General features: G+C 34.7%; 23 protein-coding genes and 1 pseudogene. 9 read left to right on the top strand and 15 right to left on the bottom strand.

Going from position 1 to position 16,512, the window contains the following annotated elements:
* Positions 1-178 precede the first annotated feature (178 nt).
* A pseudogene (locus I5515_RS00915) lies at positions 179-424 on the top strand (GNAT family N-acetyltransferase); the annotation flags it as partial.
* An 88-nt stretch (positions 425-512) separates the two neighbouring features.
* Here the strand turns inward: I5515_RS00915 and I5515_RS00920 are convergent.
* From I5515_RS00920 to I5515_RS00935, 4 genes are all read right to left on the bottom strand, one after another.
* Entirely contained in the window at positions 513-875 is a 363-nt protein-coding gene (locus tag I5515_RS00920; protein ID WP_199964324.1) for a NirD/YgiW/YdeI family stress tolerance protein, read from the bottom strand.
* 149 nt (positions 876-1,024) lie between these two features.
* Positions 1,025-1,312 (bottom strand): hypothetical protein, encoded by a 288-nt coding sequence (locus I5515_RS00925; RefSeq protein ID WP_199964325.1) that lies wholly within the window; start codon positions 1,310-1,312, stop codon positions 1,025-1,027.
* Between the two features lie 271 nt (positions 1,313-1,583).
* Entirely contained in the window at positions 1,584-1,715 is a 132-nt protein-coding gene (locus I5515_RS00930; RefSeq protein ID WP_004643213.1) for a hypothetical protein, read from the bottom strand.
* Positions 1,716-1,867: 152 nt separating this feature from the next.
* On the bottom strand, positions 1,868-2,737 hold the full coding sequence (locus I5515_RS00935) for a LysR family transcriptional regulator (RefSeq protein ID WP_199964326.1): 870 nt from the start codon (positions 2,735-2,737) through the stop codon (positions 1,868-1,870).
* Between the two features lie 229 nt (positions 2,738-2,966).
* Between I5515_RS00935 and I5515_RS00940 the strand changes: the two genes are divergently transcribed.
* Positions 2,967-3,821 (top strand): DMT family transporter, encoded by an 855-nt coding sequence (locus I5515_RS00940; RefSeq protein ID WP_199964327.1) that lies wholly within the window; start codon positions 2,967-2,969, stop codon positions 3,819-3,821.
* A gap of 57 nt (positions 3,822-3,878) precedes the next feature.
* Here I5515_RS00940 and I5515_RS00945 read toward each other — a convergent pair whose 3' ends face one another.
* The 3 genes from I5515_RS00945 to I5515_RS00955 form a co-directional block, all read right to left on the bottom strand.
* On the bottom strand, positions 3,879-4,142 hold the full coding sequence (locus I5515_RS00945; RefSeq protein ID WP_199964328.1) for a hypothetical protein: 264 nt from the start codon (positions 4,140-4,142) through the stop codon (positions 3,879-3,881).
* A 154-nt stretch (positions 4,143-4,296) separates the two neighbouring features.
* Positions 4,297-4,539 (bottom strand): hypothetical protein, encoded by a 243-nt coding sequence (locus tag I5515_RS00950; protein WP_199964329.1) that lies wholly within the window; start codon positions 4,537-4,539, stop codon positions 4,297-4,299.
* A 538-nt stretch (positions 4,540-5,077) separates the two neighbouring features.
* Positions 5,078-5,392 carry a winged helix-turn-helix transcriptional regulator gene (locus I5515_RS00955; protein WP_199964330.1) on the bottom strand — a complete coding sequence of 105 codons (315 nt, stop codon included), beginning with the start codon at positions 5,390-5,392 and terminating at the stop codon, positions 5,078-5,080.
* Between the two features lie 110 nt (positions 5,393-5,502).
* Between I5515_RS00955 and I5515_RS00960 the strand changes: the two genes are divergently transcribed.
* Positions 5,503-5,919, top strand: coding sequence for a carboxymuconolactone decarboxylase family protein (locus I5515_RS00960; RefSeq protein ID WP_199964331.1), 417 nt, complete (start codon positions 5,503-5,505; stop codon positions 5,917-5,919).
* Positions 5,920-6,006: 87 nt separating this feature from the next.
* Here I5515_RS00960 and I5515_RS00965 read toward each other — a convergent pair whose 3' ends face one another.
* From I5515_RS00965 to I5515_RS00990, 6 genes are all read right to left on the bottom strand, one after another.
* Positions 6,007-6,582 (bottom strand): lysozyme, encoded by a 576-nt coding sequence (locus tag I5515_RS00965; protein WP_199964332.1) that lies wholly within the window; start codon positions 6,580-6,582, stop codon positions 6,007-6,009.
* 16 nt (positions 6,583-6,598) lie between these two features.
* Complete coding sequence (locus tag I5515_RS00970; RefSeq protein WP_199964333.1) at positions 6,599-7,108, bottom strand: hotdog fold domain-containing protein; 510 nt, start codon at positions 7,106-7,108, stop codon at positions 6,599-6,601.
* Positions 7,109-7,295: 187 nt separating this feature from the next.
* A complete protein-coding gene (locus I5515_RS00975; protein ID WP_004791647.1) occupies positions 7,296-7,496 on the bottom strand; it encodes a hypothetical protein in 201 nt (66 codons plus the stop codon).
* A gap of 107 nt (positions 7,497-7,603) precedes the next feature.
* Positions 7,604-7,873, bottom strand: coding sequence for a hypothetical protein (locus I5515_RS00980; RefSeq protein ID WP_199964334.1), 270 nt, complete (start codon positions 7,871-7,873; stop codon positions 7,604-7,606).
* A gap of 273 nt (positions 7,874-8,146) precedes the next feature.
* Positions 8,147-8,521 carry a cell envelope integrity protein TolA gene (locus I5515_RS00985; protein WP_199964335.1) on the bottom strand — a complete coding sequence of 125 codons (375 nt, stop codon included), beginning with the start codon at positions 8,519-8,521 and terminating at the stop codon, positions 8,147-8,149.
* A gap of 149 nt (positions 8,522-8,670) precedes the next feature.
* Positions 8,671-8,895 (bottom strand): hypothetical protein, encoded by a 225-nt coding sequence (locus I5515_RS00990; RefSeq protein WP_199964336.1) that lies wholly within the window; start codon positions 8,893-8,895, stop codon positions 8,671-8,673.
* A gap of 310 nt (positions 8,896-9,205) precedes the next feature.
* Between I5515_RS00990 and I5515_RS00995 the strand changes: the two genes are divergently transcribed.
* Entirely contained in the window at positions 9,206-9,727 is a 522-nt protein-coding gene (locus I5515_RS00995) for a hypothetical protein (protein ID WP_199964337.1), read from the top strand.
* Between the two features lie 60 nt (positions 9,728-9,787).
* On the opposite strand, the gene I5515_RS01000 is transcribed toward I5515_RS00995, so the two are convergent.
* Together I5515_RS01000 and I5515_RS01005 are read right to left on the bottom strand one after the other, a co-directional pair.
* Complete coding sequence (locus I5515_RS01000) at positions 9,788-10,342, bottom strand: TetR/AcrR family transcriptional regulator (protein WP_199964338.1); 555 nt, start codon at positions 10,340-10,342, stop codon at positions 9,788-9,790.
* Positions 10,343-10,990: 648 nt separating this feature from the next.
* Entirely contained in the window at positions 10,991-11,383 is a 393-nt protein-coding gene (locus I5515_RS01005; protein WP_199964339.1) for a hypothetical protein, read from the bottom strand.
* Positions 11,384-11,534: 151 nt separating this feature from the next.
* Here I5515_RS01005 and I5515_RS01010 point away from each other — a divergent pair, with 151 nt between their 5' ends.
* The 5 genes from I5515_RS01010 (at position 11,535) to I5515_RS01030 (ending at position 16,494) form a co-directional block, all read left to right on the top strand.
* Positions 11,535-12,218 carry a heavy metal response regulator transcription factor gene (locus tag I5515_RS01010; protein WP_199964340.1) on the top strand — a complete coding sequence of 228 codons (684 nt, stop codon included), beginning with the start codon at positions 11,535-11,537 and terminating at the stop codon, positions 12,216-12,218.
* A complete protein-coding gene (locus I5515_RS01015; RefSeq protein WP_199964341.1) occupies positions 12,208-13,587 on the top strand; it encodes a heavy metal sensor histidine kinase in 1,380 nt (459 codons plus the stop codon). Before I5515_RS01010 ends, I5515_RS01015 begins: the two co-directional genes overlap by 11 nt.
* A 261-nt stretch (positions 13,588-13,848) precedes the next feature.
* The gene (locus I5515_RS01020) at positions 13,849-14,220 is read left to right on the top strand and encodes a copper resistance protein CopC (RefSeq protein WP_199964342.1); all 372 of its coding nucleotides are present in this window, start codon (positions 13,849-13,851) and stop codon (positions 14,218-14,220) included.
* 72 nt (positions 14,221-14,292) lie between these two features.
* On the top strand, positions 14,293-15,174 hold the full coding sequence (locus I5515_RS01025) for a copper resistance D family protein (protein WP_199964343.1): 882 nt from the start codon (positions 14,293-14,295) through the stop codon (positions 15,172-15,174).
* A gap of 489 nt (positions 15,175-15,663) precedes the next feature.
* Positions 15,664-16,494: a sugar phosphate isomerase/epimerase family protein gene (locus I5515_RS01030; RefSeq protein WP_199964344.1), complete on the top strand. Its 831-nt coding sequence runs from the start codon at positions 15,664-15,666 to the stop codon at positions 16,492-16,494.
* Positions 16,495-16,512: the final 18 nt, after the last annotated feature.

The raw sequence follows: 16,512 nt of genomic DNA on the forward strand, positions 1-16,512 counted from the left end.
ATGAAATAGTTATCTAATTTTTCTGACAAACGGCAAAAATAAATACAAAAATAATTTAACGATTGGTAAAATAATTTAAAAATATAAATAGCCGAATTTTAACTCTATACCTTTTCGTTATTTCGACAAAATTTAAAGAGGTTAACTTGATTTTAAAAATTAAAGCGTATGATGGGTCAATAAACAAGGGCTTGGTGTTGGCTCGCTTCTGATGAATCAATCACTAGAAAAATTAAAAAAGTTAGCTGCAAAAGGATGTGTTTTACTCGGTGATCCCAACTATTACAGCCGATTTGGTTTTAAAACCTATCCCGAGTTAATTTTGCCAGGTGTACCAAGTGAATATTTCCAAGCTTTGAGTTTCTTAGGAAATACTCCTAAAGGCGATGTAAGCTATCATGAAGCATTTAATGCGGCACAATAATTAAAAATTTTAATCTTAAAAAAAAGAAAACGCCTAAGAATAGGAGTTTTCTTTTACTTACGCTGAAAAATATATAAATGATCTGATTTTATTTAACACGCTCAATCTGAAAAACTTCAATATCCGTAGGCTTCATTTTGTGTGTATCTACCTCTCCTACCACACGGACTTTATCCCCTGCTTTTAGTTTTAGAGGCTTCCACAAGTCATCATCAACTTCGATTCCAATTGAACCTGTGGCATCTTTAAACTCAAAATGATCGCCAGCAATATGTTTTACGATCGTACCCGTTAAAGTCACTCCAGATTCATCAGTCAAAGTTTTTGCTTTAGACACAGTGACTACATTTTTTGCCGCTTCTTTTAATAAGGCTGCATCAGGTTTAGCAAATACCGCATTACTACCCAATAAAGCCAACCCAGTTAATGTTGCTAAGAATATTTTTTTCATTACGATGACCTACTTTTTAATGTTCTTAGTTATATAAACAAATTCTTTTAAAGTTATAGATTTAGCTTTTGTGGTTTTTTGTATCTTATTAGAGTCTTTGTTTAATGAGCGTGAATAGAAACACCAAATAAATTCTTTAAGTTTTGCCGTTAAACAATGAGTTGGCCTAAATCCCATAAAATATTTATGGCTTCCGTCTCATCTTGTGTTTGCCCCACAATCATTCTGTCATATGAAATTCCGCCAACCTCAATATAAATTTTTGGATGAGGAAGTTGCGGTATATAAACATTTAGCGGTTGATAAAGAGCAAGAAGGTAGCCAAATGAATCGTAAGGATAATGGTCATCTTTTAGTGTTTTCTTTATCACCATGTAAGTATTCAAAATATCTAGAATAAAACCATATTCATTTTCAGAATGAAATTTAGCGTTCACACCCACCTCCTTGATTAATTAATCTTTTATAATCAAATTTAAAGGTTAAATTTCTGATCTGATAACACTTAAAGCAAATTATTTTAAACATTGAGTTATTTTTAAAATAATGTGTGTTGAATTTAAATATATTTAAAACCTAGCATATTAGTCAACATATTTTGAACAGTACAATTAAAAATAAATATTATGAGTCATAAGTCACACTTTAAGATAAAAATAAAAAAGATATAAAAAAACCCATCTTGCGATGGGCTTGAGCATTTATCGATTATGAATCTTTGTCCATTGAATGAGGGGTTGTCGTTTTATCTTGCTGTTTTGTATCATTTTCACCTTGGCAAGCGCTCACACTTAAAGAAATAATGGCAGCTAAACCTAAGGTAGCCATAATTTTTGTCATATTTCACCTCATGAATTGTTCAAATAGTGAGTTAATAAATACTTTTTATTAGTTTTATGATCAGCATACGTTTCTAGGCTTTTTTGTAGATTTAACGCAAAAATGTAAAGCTCTTTAGTCTGACCTTTAAATATTAATTTTAAATTTGGTGATTAAACATTGACTGAGTGTCTGAGCGTTTTGATCAGTAAATCATATAAGTGATCTACGGCTTTCGACTCTAACGATGATCTACTCCGATAAACAGCGGCTTCCATGGGTTCTAAAGGCCCAAGGCCGTGATCAGCCCCCAAGATCGTTAAATGTTCAGGTGCACTACACTGTGTGAACACAGCAATTGCTAAACCACTTTCAACTGCGGCGATTTGACCCGCTAAACTTGAACTGTTATATACCACACGGTAACGTCGCCCTTGTAATGCTAAAGAGTGAATAGCACTCTTTTTGGCTTGGCTAGTACTTTCATAAACTGCAATTGGAAGTGGATCTTCTCGCCAGAGTTCAAACTGTGGAGAGCCTACCCATACCATTGGTTCATGAAATAAAAGTGTTCCTTGACGAGCGTTATCTCTTGAAATTAATGCCAAGTCGATATCACCACTTTCTACCCGTGGTATCAACGAAGTAGATTGCTCACAAATCAATTCAATTTCAACACCGCCGTAACGTGGTGCAAAACGCTTAAGTACAGGTGTTAAATATTTAGCAGCATAATCATCGGGCACTCCAAGGCGTATACGCCCCTTCAGCTCATCTCCATGAAATGCCATTTGCGCTTCTGCATGCAAGTCAAGAATACGGCGTGCATAACCTAAAAGTAGTTGTCCTTGAGAGGTTAATTCAATTTGTCGGTGAGTTCGGATTAAAAGTTGGCAATGTAGCGCTTCTTCTAGTTTTTTCAATTGCATGCTAACCGCAGATTGCGAACGATATAGTTCAGGCGCTGCGTTTGATAACGAGCCTGTATCAACCACCGTGACAAAGCACTTTAGCCAATCGATCTGTAGGTTTTTTAAATTCATGACATTTTATCTATTCGATTTTCAAATAGTATATAAAAGAATTATGCGCTTTTCTTTATCCATTCTCTCTCCCATACTAAAACCAGAAGAAGTTAAAACAATTCATTTTTCTGAAAGAAATTAGCCATGAATTGATTCATGACTGAACAACACGTTAATAGCTGCACTTACTAACAATTAATTTCATCACTTCGTATTTCTTAGGTATAACGCACTAAGAGGAGGTTTTATGCGCCTAAATAAACAGATGCTTGCATCACAAAGTGCGACATCCGCTTTTGTTTTGCTCTGGGGTAGTGCCGCGATTTTTACTCGATGGGGACTGGATAATGCCTCGCCCATAGCATTATTAATTCTGCGCTTTTCTACTGCTTTAATTGTTCTGTTTATATTGGCTATTTTTAGAAAAAGACTTTTACCCAAACATGGAACTCGAAAACAAGTTCTGCTTACAGGGTTACTCATTATTGCAGGTTATTCAATTTGCTATTTTAAAGCGATGGCCCATGGAGTCACTCCCGGCTTAATGGCAACAATTATGGGAATACAACCCATTTTAACGCTTTGCCTTCTAGAAAAGAATTTACAAAAAGAAAGGCTAGTCGGGTTATTCATTGCTTTAGCTGGGCTCATCCTTTTAGTCTGGAAAAGTCTAACAATGTCCTTTATTGCTCCAATCGGTATGTTTTTTGCCTTAACCGCCCTCATTTGTATAACCTTTGGGGCCATAATGCAAAAGAACATTCAACAAGCCCCTACAGATGTCTTACCGCTACAATATGTAATCAGCCTTGTCGTCTGCTTATTTATAGTTCCCTTTGAACATTTTGAAATAACGTGGAATTCACAACTGATTATTTCTGTCTTATTTCTTGGAATTTTAATTTCTGTAGTTGCTCAGCTTTTACTTTATCGACTTTTAAGTCAGGGCAATATTGTAAATGTGACAAGCTTGTTCTATTTAGTTCCTATTGTTACTGCACTTTTAGACTTTTTCATTTTAAAAAATAAGTTGCCCTTGGCAGGCTTAATAGGAATGATGGCAATTTTACTGGGCTTACTTCTCGTATTCAAAAAGAAATAATTGTTAAAATTTTGGCTATAAAACCCTCAATTGAGGGTTTTATTTTTAAGTAAAAACTTAGCCCATTTTTTTCCAGTCACTACCAATTTGAGCTAGTGCGGGTAATTCATCACTATTAAAAACATTAAAATTTCGGTCAATAGCAAATCGATAGATGGGCATAGAATCAGCTTCAGTTTTCTTAAAGAAACTGAAGCTTTCAGGTGGGTGGTAATTACTAGCTTCTGTAGATTTTGTTACTGTTCCTGACGGTATATGAATATAACTTTCACACTCTACTTCAACATTCTTTCCTTCAAGATCTTGATATGAAAATTTCATGTTTCAGTCCTTTTAAATTTTTATGATTGAGAAAAACTTAACATGCTATTTGATTAGATGATGGAGGCTTTTTTCAACTAATTGTTTAAGTGTGTATATTTAGTTAAAAACTCATCCTTGTAATATATCTTTATAAACCTGTCTCATATCTAGTCTAAAGAGGGTCTTTGATGCTGACTAAAACAGCATTACTCGGAATAGTTTTAAGTATTTTCTTTTGCTGTTTCAGCCATTCTTTATAAAATTTTTTATCCGATTGTTCCGAAAAACTGTCTTTCTGTTTGTTACAGCAAATAACACCCATATTTTCAGATTGTACACATGGCCAATTGTTTAATTGGGGGGTCAAAACAGCATTACTCATTAATGAAAGTTCTTCTAATCTAATCAAATTCATCTCTACTTCCTTGCCGAACGCTAATAACTTGATTCATTGATATATTTATTTGAACTTTTTTCTTAAAGATTTTCTAAATGGCTACCCCTCTCTTTTCTAAGACAATCCAATCATGAGCCTACAAACAAATACCATACCCTCAAAAATGCAAAGTGCAAATTTTGTATATTGATTTATCAAAGATGTAACTTGCTATAGGGATAAATACATTAAGTCTCAATAGAATGAGGAAGATATTTAGAATGTTTTCTTCTTTGTTGCTTCAATTTCAGATATACTGAACTTAGTATGAGATGAGCCTTATATAGTTCATTGCTAGATCAATGAACGACTAAGCCCTTCGCTTTCGAGCAAGGGCTTTTTTATGCCTATAATTTAAGAAAACTTAGGCTTAGATGAGTTGTTTAGTCGACCATTGGTTTGCCTTTATAGAGCAGGTCTGTTAGATTGGTCTTGTTCATTGACTCCTATTGTCGATGAATACTGAAGCCTGATTCGTAGCATCAGGCTTTTTTACGCCTAAAATTTGATAATTGTACTATCTTATTTTTAACCAAGAGCCAACTTCTTTTAGCACATCAACTAAACCGTTTAATTTCTTACCATCTTCAGTCAATGAGTACTCAACTTTAACAGGAACTTCTGCAAAAACTTCTCTGTTAATAAACCCTTCTTCTTCAAGAAACCGTAATTCTAAAGTTAACATTCTTTGAGAAATATTAGGTATTGCTCGTCTTAGCTCATTAAAACGCATCGGTCTTTCAATGAGAAATGAAATAATTAACATTCTCCAGCGACCACCTAATACTGTCATTGCCTCTTCTACGGAACAGCCAGAAATATTATCTTTCATTGTCTAATTAGGTATAAAAAATATATCTATATAACAAAATAGTGCCTAATTTACAATCTATACCTAGTGGTAAATAATAGTTTTTCATCACGAAAAGACTGGTCTACATTATGGAATATAAAGAAGTTGCTAAAAAAACGATTAATCATTTGTACTCAGCACATGCATCTATTCGTACCTCAGGCATCGACCCTCAAATAGTTGCCTTAGCTGAATTATATGTGTCACAAATCAACGGCTGTGCCTACTGCTGCGCCTTTCATGCTCAGGAATTAAGAGATATGGGAGTGAGCCAAGAAGTCATTGATAAAATTCCGGGCTATAAACATTCGAATGTCTTTTCGACGAAGCAACAACTTGTTCTTGAACTTGCAGAAGCAGTCACTTTTCTATCTGAAAAAATTGAAACTGTAAAAGCTCAATTGGCACAGCATTTTAGTGAAAGAGAGATTGTAGAGTTAACGACCAGCATTTCACTCATGGGAGCATTAAACAGGCTCAGAATCACTTTAGGTGATAAAAGTTAGTCCATTTAATTTCAATATGAAAAAGCCCTGACCATTGGAGGCTTTTTCATGACTTTTTCAGAAAAAACTTACTAGAGAATTGAATAACTACTTTGATGATAAAAAGATTTTCTTTTCCATTGCACGGCGATTAACAAGCCCCTGCAAACGCTTACCTCCTGCATTTACCCATACATCAAACTGGTTTGCAGCCTCTTGGTAATCACCTAAATTTAACTTTTTGAGTAAGGTCGAGTTTTTAAAAGCGCCTACCCCAATGTTATAAGCTAAAGAGACTAATGCATCGAATTGATTCTGTTTTAAAGGCACTTTTACGGCACTATTTACTGCGCGCTCAAATATCTTTAAATCATACTGCATATAAGCTTTAGCCTGTTCAAGTGTGCATCGGTCTCCTTCACTTACACGCTGGCCATTAGGATATCGCGTTGTGCCATATCCAATAGTCCATACGCCATTACCATCATCATAAGCACTGAGTTTCAAGCCTTCAAAATTACAGATTTGGTTTACACCCTCCACACTAAGAGACATCTCACCAACAGCGATACCCACTAATTCATCGCCATGATCAGTTGCCGTAGCAATGAAGCTATCTGTGGCATCATTTGGCCGAGACTTAACAGTAAAAATCTTACGGAGATAATCCAATATTTTTTGCATTTAATGCCCTGTCATCTTACTTTTTCTCTGTCACCCAAAGCGTAATATATCCTTGAACTACAGGCTGTCCATCTGCTCTATAGGCATCAATTTTTACTTGCATATCCCCAACTTTCCACGCTTCATCAATTGTTGCCACTAATTTAATATCAGAATCTGCCTTAGCTACATAATTTACGTTCATGCCTTTGGGTAACCATCTTAAATGTTGAGGCACAGATGCTTCGGCTAACACACCCATAACAAACTCCAATCCATTACATATAGCAATAACGTGTACCGTCCCGATATGATTTTCGATTGATTTATTTTTTTTGATTGAGGCTTCACACACGTTCAAATCTAATTTTTGGATAATTGGATTTACAGTCTGAAAATATGGAGCAATTCGACTAACAATTTTTGATAACAGCGTTAATCCGCCTGGTACGGTTTTCAAAGTCCTAAACGCGAGCAGAACATCATTGACTGGTGGAACTGCTTTGTTTTTGATTTTATTGGTCAATGTAGAAATATAATTACTCATAGTTTTTCTTCAATTCGAGAATGAATCATTCAATGAATATATATGTACTCACCTCAACACTCATTGCTTAGTTCTTAATTTTTTGAGTCATTAATGATAATGACTGAATAAGCTCGGGCGTATCGTACCGTTTAGATAAAAGAGTCAAAAAATATTAAAAATGCCCAATATTGAATTGGGCTTTGAATTATTCTTCAATTTCGATGGGATCCCCATCTTCAGGGCGAATGTGTCGCTCACCATCATCTGCGGGATCTACACTTGAGCCATCTTTTGTAATGCTGTTATATAACTCATCTTCTTTTTTATCATCGATGAATTCTTCATCAGCAAAATCGAGAGGCTCTTCATCATCGTCAAAATTTAAGGGTTTTTCTTCATCTATCATGAGATTCATCCTTTACTTAACTTGTGTCCTTCCATGCTTAAATAATTAACGGATACATTCAACACCAAACAATCATCATTTGTGTAACTGCACTTTGAGATACAGGGTTATTTTTTATTATTTTCAAGATGATTCAAAATACTACTAATTTTTAAAAGTAAGTACCCAAACAGTAGCCCATTAAATATAATGAAAAGCCCCTTTGTAATCACTTCCTTAGACCACACCTGAATAATGTCTAAATTATCATTTCTTGTTTCGACTTGCCCATACGACAAAATAAAGGTTAGTCCTAAAACAATGCCGAAAAAAATTACACACCATGCGACAACAGATGTAACCTTACTTTCATTATGAGATTTCTTTAATACACTCATGTGAGGTCTTTATATATTTAAGGATTCACACATTTTTTATAATAATTTAATAATCTTTTAAAGTTTTGTTTATGTTACGTTTTGATAGCAATGTAACTAATTTTTTATATTTTGTTTACCTATAAATAAACTGTCTTATTTGCTCTATAGAATCAAATGCTGCATTTTCTTGTGATGCGCAACCATACCTTCTCAATACTTCATATAACTAGAGGGAAAATTTAATATGCCTTAACAATTTTAAATTCCCCCTCATATTTAAGAAGAGATCATTTATTTCGGCTGAAATTTCATATTGAATCTTCTTGCTTGCTTTCTTACTTCTGGGTCCGAAGGCAAAGCAAATGGGCTTGCACGCCAGATCGCTTTTTCAATACTTGTTTTAAATTTTTGTTCTTCTTTATCTAAAAAGATGATTTGCTCAATTTCGCCAGTGTCAGTTAAGAATACTTTAACACTTGCACTCATCCCTGAAGAAGACTTTGGAATAACCCATATTTTATAAATCTTATTTTGATATTGTTTTTTATATTTTTCAGCCTCTGCAACAATTTTATTATCAGACACTTGAACAGAAGTAACTTGTTTGTGACCAGTCGTACACCCAACTAATAAAAATAAAGAAGCAATAATTGTGAAATTTTTCATTTAAAATACCTTTTTCAATAATTTAAATTTAACAGTTTAAAATTTAAAAAACCACCCGAAGGTCGTATTAATCATTGATTATCTTTAGTCAGCAAAGGTGGTAAGCTTTCGTTATTCCACCTTTGTTTTAATTAATACTTTATTTTTCTTTAAAAAGGCACTTCATAGCGAAAATTCATATTCGAATTTTCTGGCATATTATAGACATCTTGATTGGTAATAATTCCGTGTTCGGGTGTTTTAAAACTATTAAATGCTTTATTCACTGGTGCAATTGGAGCTTTATTTAAATAATTTTCTTGAGAATTATATGTAGATGAGGCACAACCAATCAGCCCAAAACCCAATAAAGATATAACTAAAAATGTCTTCATAAATTTCGCCCACTGTTATAAAAACCACACAATTTAACAAATTGGAAAGCTCTTGTCACACCGCAACTATTTAGAAATACTTAATAATAAATTTTAGATAAAACATTTTAAAATAAGAATTTGTTACGGAACAAATATTAAAATTAGATAATGGAAAAATACTCTGAAATTGAAAGTTTTAGATCTCATTTTAAATAAAGTTTTCTGTGCAGAGCTTTCAATAGAACTTTGCGTAAACCCACCCATGCACTTTGTTATTGACCTGATGATCAAACAGTCTAAAAATTAGCCCCCAAAAAATTCAACTTTAATGTTACAATACAGTGATTTACTCAATTTCAATTGGACTTCAAAAGAAATGAATAGATTGTTATTAATTTTTTTATCTTTAAATATTAGTCTTTTTTCTTCCTCTGCATTTTCTGAAACAAACACATTTCAAATGAAACAAGAATATAACCGCCCTAACTTTAATCAGCATAAGAGCATGCTTGCAGTAAATGCAAATTCTCAAGACCATAAATTTAATGGGCAACCAAAAGACTTTTCTAATTCTAATAATCCTCCTCATAATGTAGATTTTTTTGAAATTGCAAAGCAATATCAAGAAAAGGAAACTAAGCCATCCTACGCTACTGAAGAAACAGTGAATATGAGTGATCATGATCGTAGCCTTTACTACATTAGAAATCATGATAATGTGAATATTCAAAGAGAAATTCATGGCCAGCAGTTTAGATCGCTAAAACAACAGCGAGATAAAGGCGTCATTTCAAATGATGCATATAAAGAAAAAGTCTACAAAATCTTATACCAACCGTCTTTTAGATAAATGAAAAGCCCTCGCTAGAGGGCTTTTCTATGAGCATTAAACGCTAGAGTTTTAATCAATCTAAGCGAACATCGACATGAAATAGTCTAGTAACTTATCTCTTTCATCGATCTTATTTGCACTTAAAAGCTGAACCATTGCCCCATCAATCACAAACAAAAACATGTAAGCATCTTCAAGCGTAGCAGTCACTTTTACGGTTAAAAGCAGCTTATAAATTTCTTGAACAAACCATTTTCGATAGTCACTGACGACTTTATAGGCTGCGGGGTAAAGCTTTTCAATTTCAAAAATCGCTTTAAAGGGCAAACGGTAAAATCCTTCTAAGTCAGCATGCAGAAAGTAAATCTGCTTGAGTTTGTCAAAGACCATAAGTTCACGGTATGAATTGATAATTGAAACCACCTGTTCTTTTAGCGCATCTTTTTGAAAAGTCAGACACATCTCGATGAGTCGTGCTTTTGAGTGAAAGTCATTATAGAAAGTCGCTTTGGGCGTTTTGGCTTCTGCAATAATTCGGTCGACCCCGACCTTATGAAAGCCATATTGATTAAATAAGTCTTTTGCTGTGTGAAGCACTCTGAGTGCTCTAAATGAAGCTTCTAAATTTGGCATATTTGTACTATTTAAAATAAATTTTTGTTGTATATGAATGAGATAAAAATGCCGTCACTCTTAAATTGAGCGTTAAAAACAGGCAAATCAAGGCAGCACAAAACCCTGCCTTGCGTATCTCAGGCTTTATTGTTGATATGATTTTTTAGTCGTAATGATCTAAAGGTTAAAACCTATAGTCGATTAAACCGTTTTAAAGACCAGTTGAATGGTATAGACGTAAAGACTTTGGCGTAAGCCAAAAAATAAGAAGAAAAATTAGTACGCATAACGGACTCCTAGATGAAATAGAAGTTCTGCCAAATCACTGCTAAATGATTATGGTGGCAGAACGAAGAAGGGTTAGCAGACCAGTCATCTAGGAACCGGCACGCCCGAGGGCGTCCCTCCTCCGTCCTACCGCTACGAAGGGGGACGAACGAGTTCTCCACCAAAAAATTACTTTTTTGATGTTCTAGATGAAAAGGCGGTCTGCTAAAACCGACTGGCAATGTGGCCAGCAGGCAAAGGATAATCGGAGAGGTTTAGGGTGTCAATGTGATATTGGCTAGAAATCGGTTAAATAAATATTGTTTTTCATTGGATTACAATAGTATATGCAAAGAGCACTGTTTAACCATCCTTACTAAAACAGTGCTCTCCACTCTTTTATTTATTCGACATGTTCATCATCTGAGAATGGTCCATTTCACCCATTTTTGAGTGATCGATATTCATCATTTTAGAATGGTCCATTTCGCCCATTTTTGAGTGATCCATATTCATCATCTGAGAATGGTCCATTTCGCCCATTTTTGAGTGATCCATTTGAGACATATCTGCCATGTTGCCATGCTCATGCTGCATCTTGTCTTGTTGCCCTTTTTCATCATTGTTCGTGCTACACGGTTTAGTGCATTTTTCTTGCGCTTTAGTATTTGCCTTGATTTCTGCATTGGTAGCCGTTGATTGTTTAACATTTCCCGCCCAAGATTGGGTTCCAGTGATTAATGCTCCAACACACATAAGCGTTGTTAAACTACGACGAAATAAGATTTTCATTTTCTAGTCCAAAAATTAACTTTATATAAATACCATATAGGCTTCGGGCGGACATCTAGGTGACCTGAAAATGACATTTTTGTAATCTACGTCGAATCATGTATTTATAACGTTATTATATTCTAAATGAATGATCTGAGATTTTTTATAAATGAGAATCTTATTGGTTGAAGATGAAATAAAAACAGGTGATTACCTTAAGCAAGGTCTATCAGAAGCTGGATATATTACCGACTGGGTCACAGATGGATTATCGGGTAAACATCAAGCTCTTTTAGAAGAATATGATTTGATTATTCTGGATGTAATGTTACCAAAGTTAGATGGTTGGAATATCATTAACGATATACGAAAAAGCGGTAAAACCATGCCTATTCTTTTCCTTTCAGCCCGTGATCAAATTGAAGACAGGGTTAAAGGTTTAGAACTTGGGGCGGATGATTATCTGGTCAAACCTTTTGCTTTTGCTGAGCTGCTTGCCAGAATAAAAAGCCTACTCCGTCGTGGGCAACAAAAAGAAGATAGCAATCTTATTACGATTGCCGATCTTGAACTTGATTTGCGTAAGCGTCGTGTCACTCGAGCTGGTCAACGTATTGACTTAACCGCTAAAGAGTTTGCATTGATGGAACTATTCATGCGTAGGCGTGGAGAAATTTTGCCTCGAACCCTCATAGCCTCTCAAATATGGGATATGAATTTTGATAGTGATACTAATGTTGTAGAAGTCGCCATTAAACGCTTAAGAAATAAAATTGATAGTAACTTCACCCCCAAGCTAATCCAGAACATACGTGGAATGGGCTATGTTTTAGAGGTTGAAGATGCTGAATAAACTGTTTAATGCGATCAGCTTTCGTATTGCAATTATTTTCTCTTTCTCTACTGTTCTTATTTTAATGATTATGGGATTGGTCATTCACCAACTCGTCATGCATCATTTTGAAACTCAAGATAGAACTCAATTAGAAGGAAAAATTCAACTTGTAGAAAACTTGCTTGAACAGAATTATCAAAACCCATCTGAATTAAACGTATATTTAAAAGATGCCTTAGTAGGACATCATGATCTAATTGTGCAAATAGAGCGCCCAACTGGTCAAATTATTTTTAGCTCATCGCCTACCATGCTTAACAGTAAAACATTCGTAAAATCTAAACATGGCCCGTGGCTTGAGTGGAAAATTCAAAATAAAATATATCATGGCTTAGTTTATAAAAAGTCTTTTAATCAAAACACTACTATTCCATCAGCTCGAATTATTGTGGGTATTGATACATCTGAACACCTACATTTCTTAAATGATTTTAGACGCCAGCTCTTATATATCGGCGTTATCGGTACAATTTGTTTGATGTTGTTGGGTTGGTTTGCTGCTTGGCGAGGACTGCGTCCAGTTCAAAAAATGGCAAAGGTTACCGAAGGTATTTCAGCTCAGCATCTTTCCGAGCGGTTAGAAGTCGACAACACACCAACTGAACTAAGATCGCTCGCTGTCGCATTTAACGATATGTTGGATCGACTAGAAACAGCGGTAGGAAAACTCTCGGATTTTTCATCTGATCTTGCTCACGAAATTAGAACACCGATTAATAACTTAATGACTCAAACCCAAGTTTGTTTATCGCGTAGCCGAGATATTACGACCTATCAAGAAATTCTATTTTCTAACTTGGAAGAGTTTGAACGTTTAGCCCGAATGGTTTCCGACATGCTATTTCTTGCGAAGGCTGAACACGGCTTACGTATAGCAAACTTACAGCAAGTGAATTTAGTCGAAGAAGTCTCTGCATTATTTGATTTTTATGATGCTATTGCTGCTGAAAAAGGAATGTCACTACAACAAACTGGCCTAGGTTCCGTCGAGGGTGATCCTTCAATGTTACGCCGAGCACTTAGCAATCTTTTATCAAATGCAATCAAATATGGAAAATCAGATTCGGTAATCAAAATTAAATGTCAGCAGAACATTGATAAAACTGTACTCACAATTGAAAATGAAAGCTCGCCCCTATCACAAGAACAACTCTCTCGGTTATTTGATCGTTTTTACCGTACCGATGCGTCCAGACAGCGAGTTGAAGAAGGCACAGGTTTAGGCCTAGCAATTACCAAATCTATTCTTGATGTACATGGCGCTACAATTCAAGCTAGCTACGATGAGGGACATATTATTTTTGAAATTATATTTAAAAAATCATGATATTCCTGATTTCACATATTCATTCAAATATTGAATTGATGTGCCCAAGTAGCTTAATTAGAAAATATTACCAAAACAGAAAAAGCTTTCAGGGCTAGCATACTCAAATTGTAAAAATGACAAAAATGTAATTTTGAAGTCATCAACCCGTTTCTCTCAATCTTGAATAATAGATCTACAAAGCGTGTGGCCAATAAAGCACGTTCTTTATTTTAATTTGGTCATGACTGAATCAAATATTCGTTTTACGAGGATAACAACATGAAGTTTTTTCACAATAAGATGACTGCTCTACGGAACGTTTTAGTAGGGGCAACTCTAGTTGTTGCTGCTTCAAATGTATTCGCACATGTCAGCCTTACAAGCGCAAGCCCCGGCATTAATGCTGTAGTCGTGAGCCAACCTAAAAATATAACGCTTAATTTTGGTGGTGAAGTCATGTTAATGAACGTCAATTTACTTGATGCTCAACGCAAAGATATCCCTTTAAATTACCAAGTCAGCCATGATTTAAAGAAATCATTTAAATTCGCAGTACCTAACCTTAAGAAAGGAAAATATACCGTGGTCTGGGCCACAATGGGCACTGACGGTCATAACATGAGTGGCGAATACAACTTCACCATTAAGTAAACCAGAAAAATAAAAAATCATGGTCAACATGCTATTTGGTTTATAGCATGTTGACCTAACGAGAGAGAAAATATGATTTTTGAAACTTGGATATATGCCACATGGTTGATTAAAGTCTTTTTATATCTAGGGGTTTCTTTTGTTATTGGGGGTGCTTTCTGCTATTTCTTGCTTGGGCAGTATGTAGAAATTAAAAGAATTATTATCAAATACATCACTATTGGTGCAGGGTTGGGCCTTGTCTCAAGTATGCTTGGCTTCTTAGTTCTCATCGGAAGTTTTGCCAATACTGGCCTTTCAGGTATGTGGGATAGTAACTACATAAACATATTGATAACTACCGCTACAGGGCATGCCCATATCATTCGATCAATGAGTTTTCTGCTTTTATTGTTCTTGATGCTTGTAAAATTAAGCAGTGGAACTAGCCAGATTTCCAAAATTGAAGGAACAATTTTCGCTCTGCTATTAACACCCATTGTTTTCAGTTTTTCTCAATTAGGTCATGTCACCAATTTACCCTTATTTGCCCAAATTTTACTGTCAACCCATGTATTGGCAATGTCTTTATGGATGGGGTCGCTCTATCCCTTATGGAAAACGAGCAAAATAATTAAAGGTTTACCTTTAAAAGAACGTATGCATCTGTTTGGAAAAATTGCAGCCGTTATTGTCGGAGTCTTACTTGCCTGTGGTGCCAGTATTGCCCTGCTCTTGCTTAAAGATTTCCATACGTTGCTCAATACTCCTTATGGTCATGCGTTCATTATAAAAATACTTTTTGTTCTATGTATTTTACTACTCGCTGCCTTTAATAAATGGTATTTCACCCCTCGCTTACAATATTCAAAATTTGCAAACCAGTTGGGTTATGCCATTTTATTTGAAATGTTTTTAGGCCTAGCTATTCTTTTAACCACTAGCTACATCACAACTGTTGTTGGTATTGAATAGAGAGGAATCTATAAAAAATCGGCCTCTATTTAAGATAGCTTTTAATTTGATGATTAAAATTCACACTGCGATTGAATAATTTAACTTTATTAGACATTATTGCTATTGATATAGTGTATGTAATTCGAACCAACAAACGATTAATTTTTTCATTAGACTATTAAATATACAGGGTAAAATTTGTAATATAATGCCAGTAATAAAAAAACGCTAAATTTTAAAAAATAAAAATTAGTAACTATTTATATTAAAAACCAACTACTTTTGAGTAAATCCAACTAATCCAAAAATAATATTTTAAAGATAGAGCCTAAATATTTTGATAAATTATGCAATATACAGGTCTGTCTGTATAGACACTTGCTCTTCTTAAATATACTAGACTTTAGTCCAATGTTTTTGTGACCAAATAAAAATAAGATGTCGGCTGGGTAACTAGTGAATAAATAATTACACCCAAAATATTTTTAATAAATCAGGAACATAACAATGACTTCGCCGTTAATGAATAATTACCTTAACTTTGCTTCTGGAATTGCCCATCAGCAGTATTTACCAGCCGAAGAAGGTATCCTTAGGGCATTTAATGATGGTTGCACCCACTGGTATGTGGATGGAAGTTTGCACGGGGAAATGGTTCCAGACTGGTCTTCTGAACGAATCGAAAATCTAAATAGCTTAATCAAAAAATATAATATTCAACCAATTTTCCACGGTAACTTCAAAGCACCATTAGGTAGCGATGTAGATTATTTACGAGAAGCAGCGGTTGTATATGTTAAAAAAGAAATTGATATTGCCGCAAAAATTGGCGCTCCATTGGTTATTCATGGCGGCGGTATTGTAGAACCAAAGAAAATTGTATTGGCTAAACAAAAAGCTCTAGATAACTATATTCTTTCTGTTAAAGAATTAGCTGAATATGCTGCTGAAAAATCAGTTGATATTTATTTAGAGAATTTATCAAATTATAAAAACTATCGCCCTTTCCATTATGTCTTTACCCACATGGAAGAATACGATTATGTTTTTAATAAAATTGACCACAAAAATGTCTATTTCTTCTTAGATGCAGGACATGCAAATGTGGGTGAAGGCGATCCTGTTGCGGTTGTAGAAAAATACCATCAAAAAATTAAAGGTATTTCTTTTAGCAACAACAATGGTGAACAAGATCAACACTTTAGTATTGGTCGCGGTACTGTAAATTATTCTGACTTTATTGAAACAATTAACCGCCACAATTGGAAAGGCCTTGTTGCTTTTGAAGTAAGAGACAAAACCACTTTAGATTCAGTTAAAGAACTGGCAAGCGCATAAAACTAAAAGCCTTCTGAG

The sequence above is a fragment of the Acinetobacter calcoaceticus genome, from assembly GCF_016508255.1.
In the GTDB taxonomy this organism is placed as follows: domain Bacteria; phylum Pseudomonadota; class Gammaproteobacteria; order Pseudomonadales; family Moraxellaceae; genus Acinetobacter; species Acinetobacter calcoaceticus_E.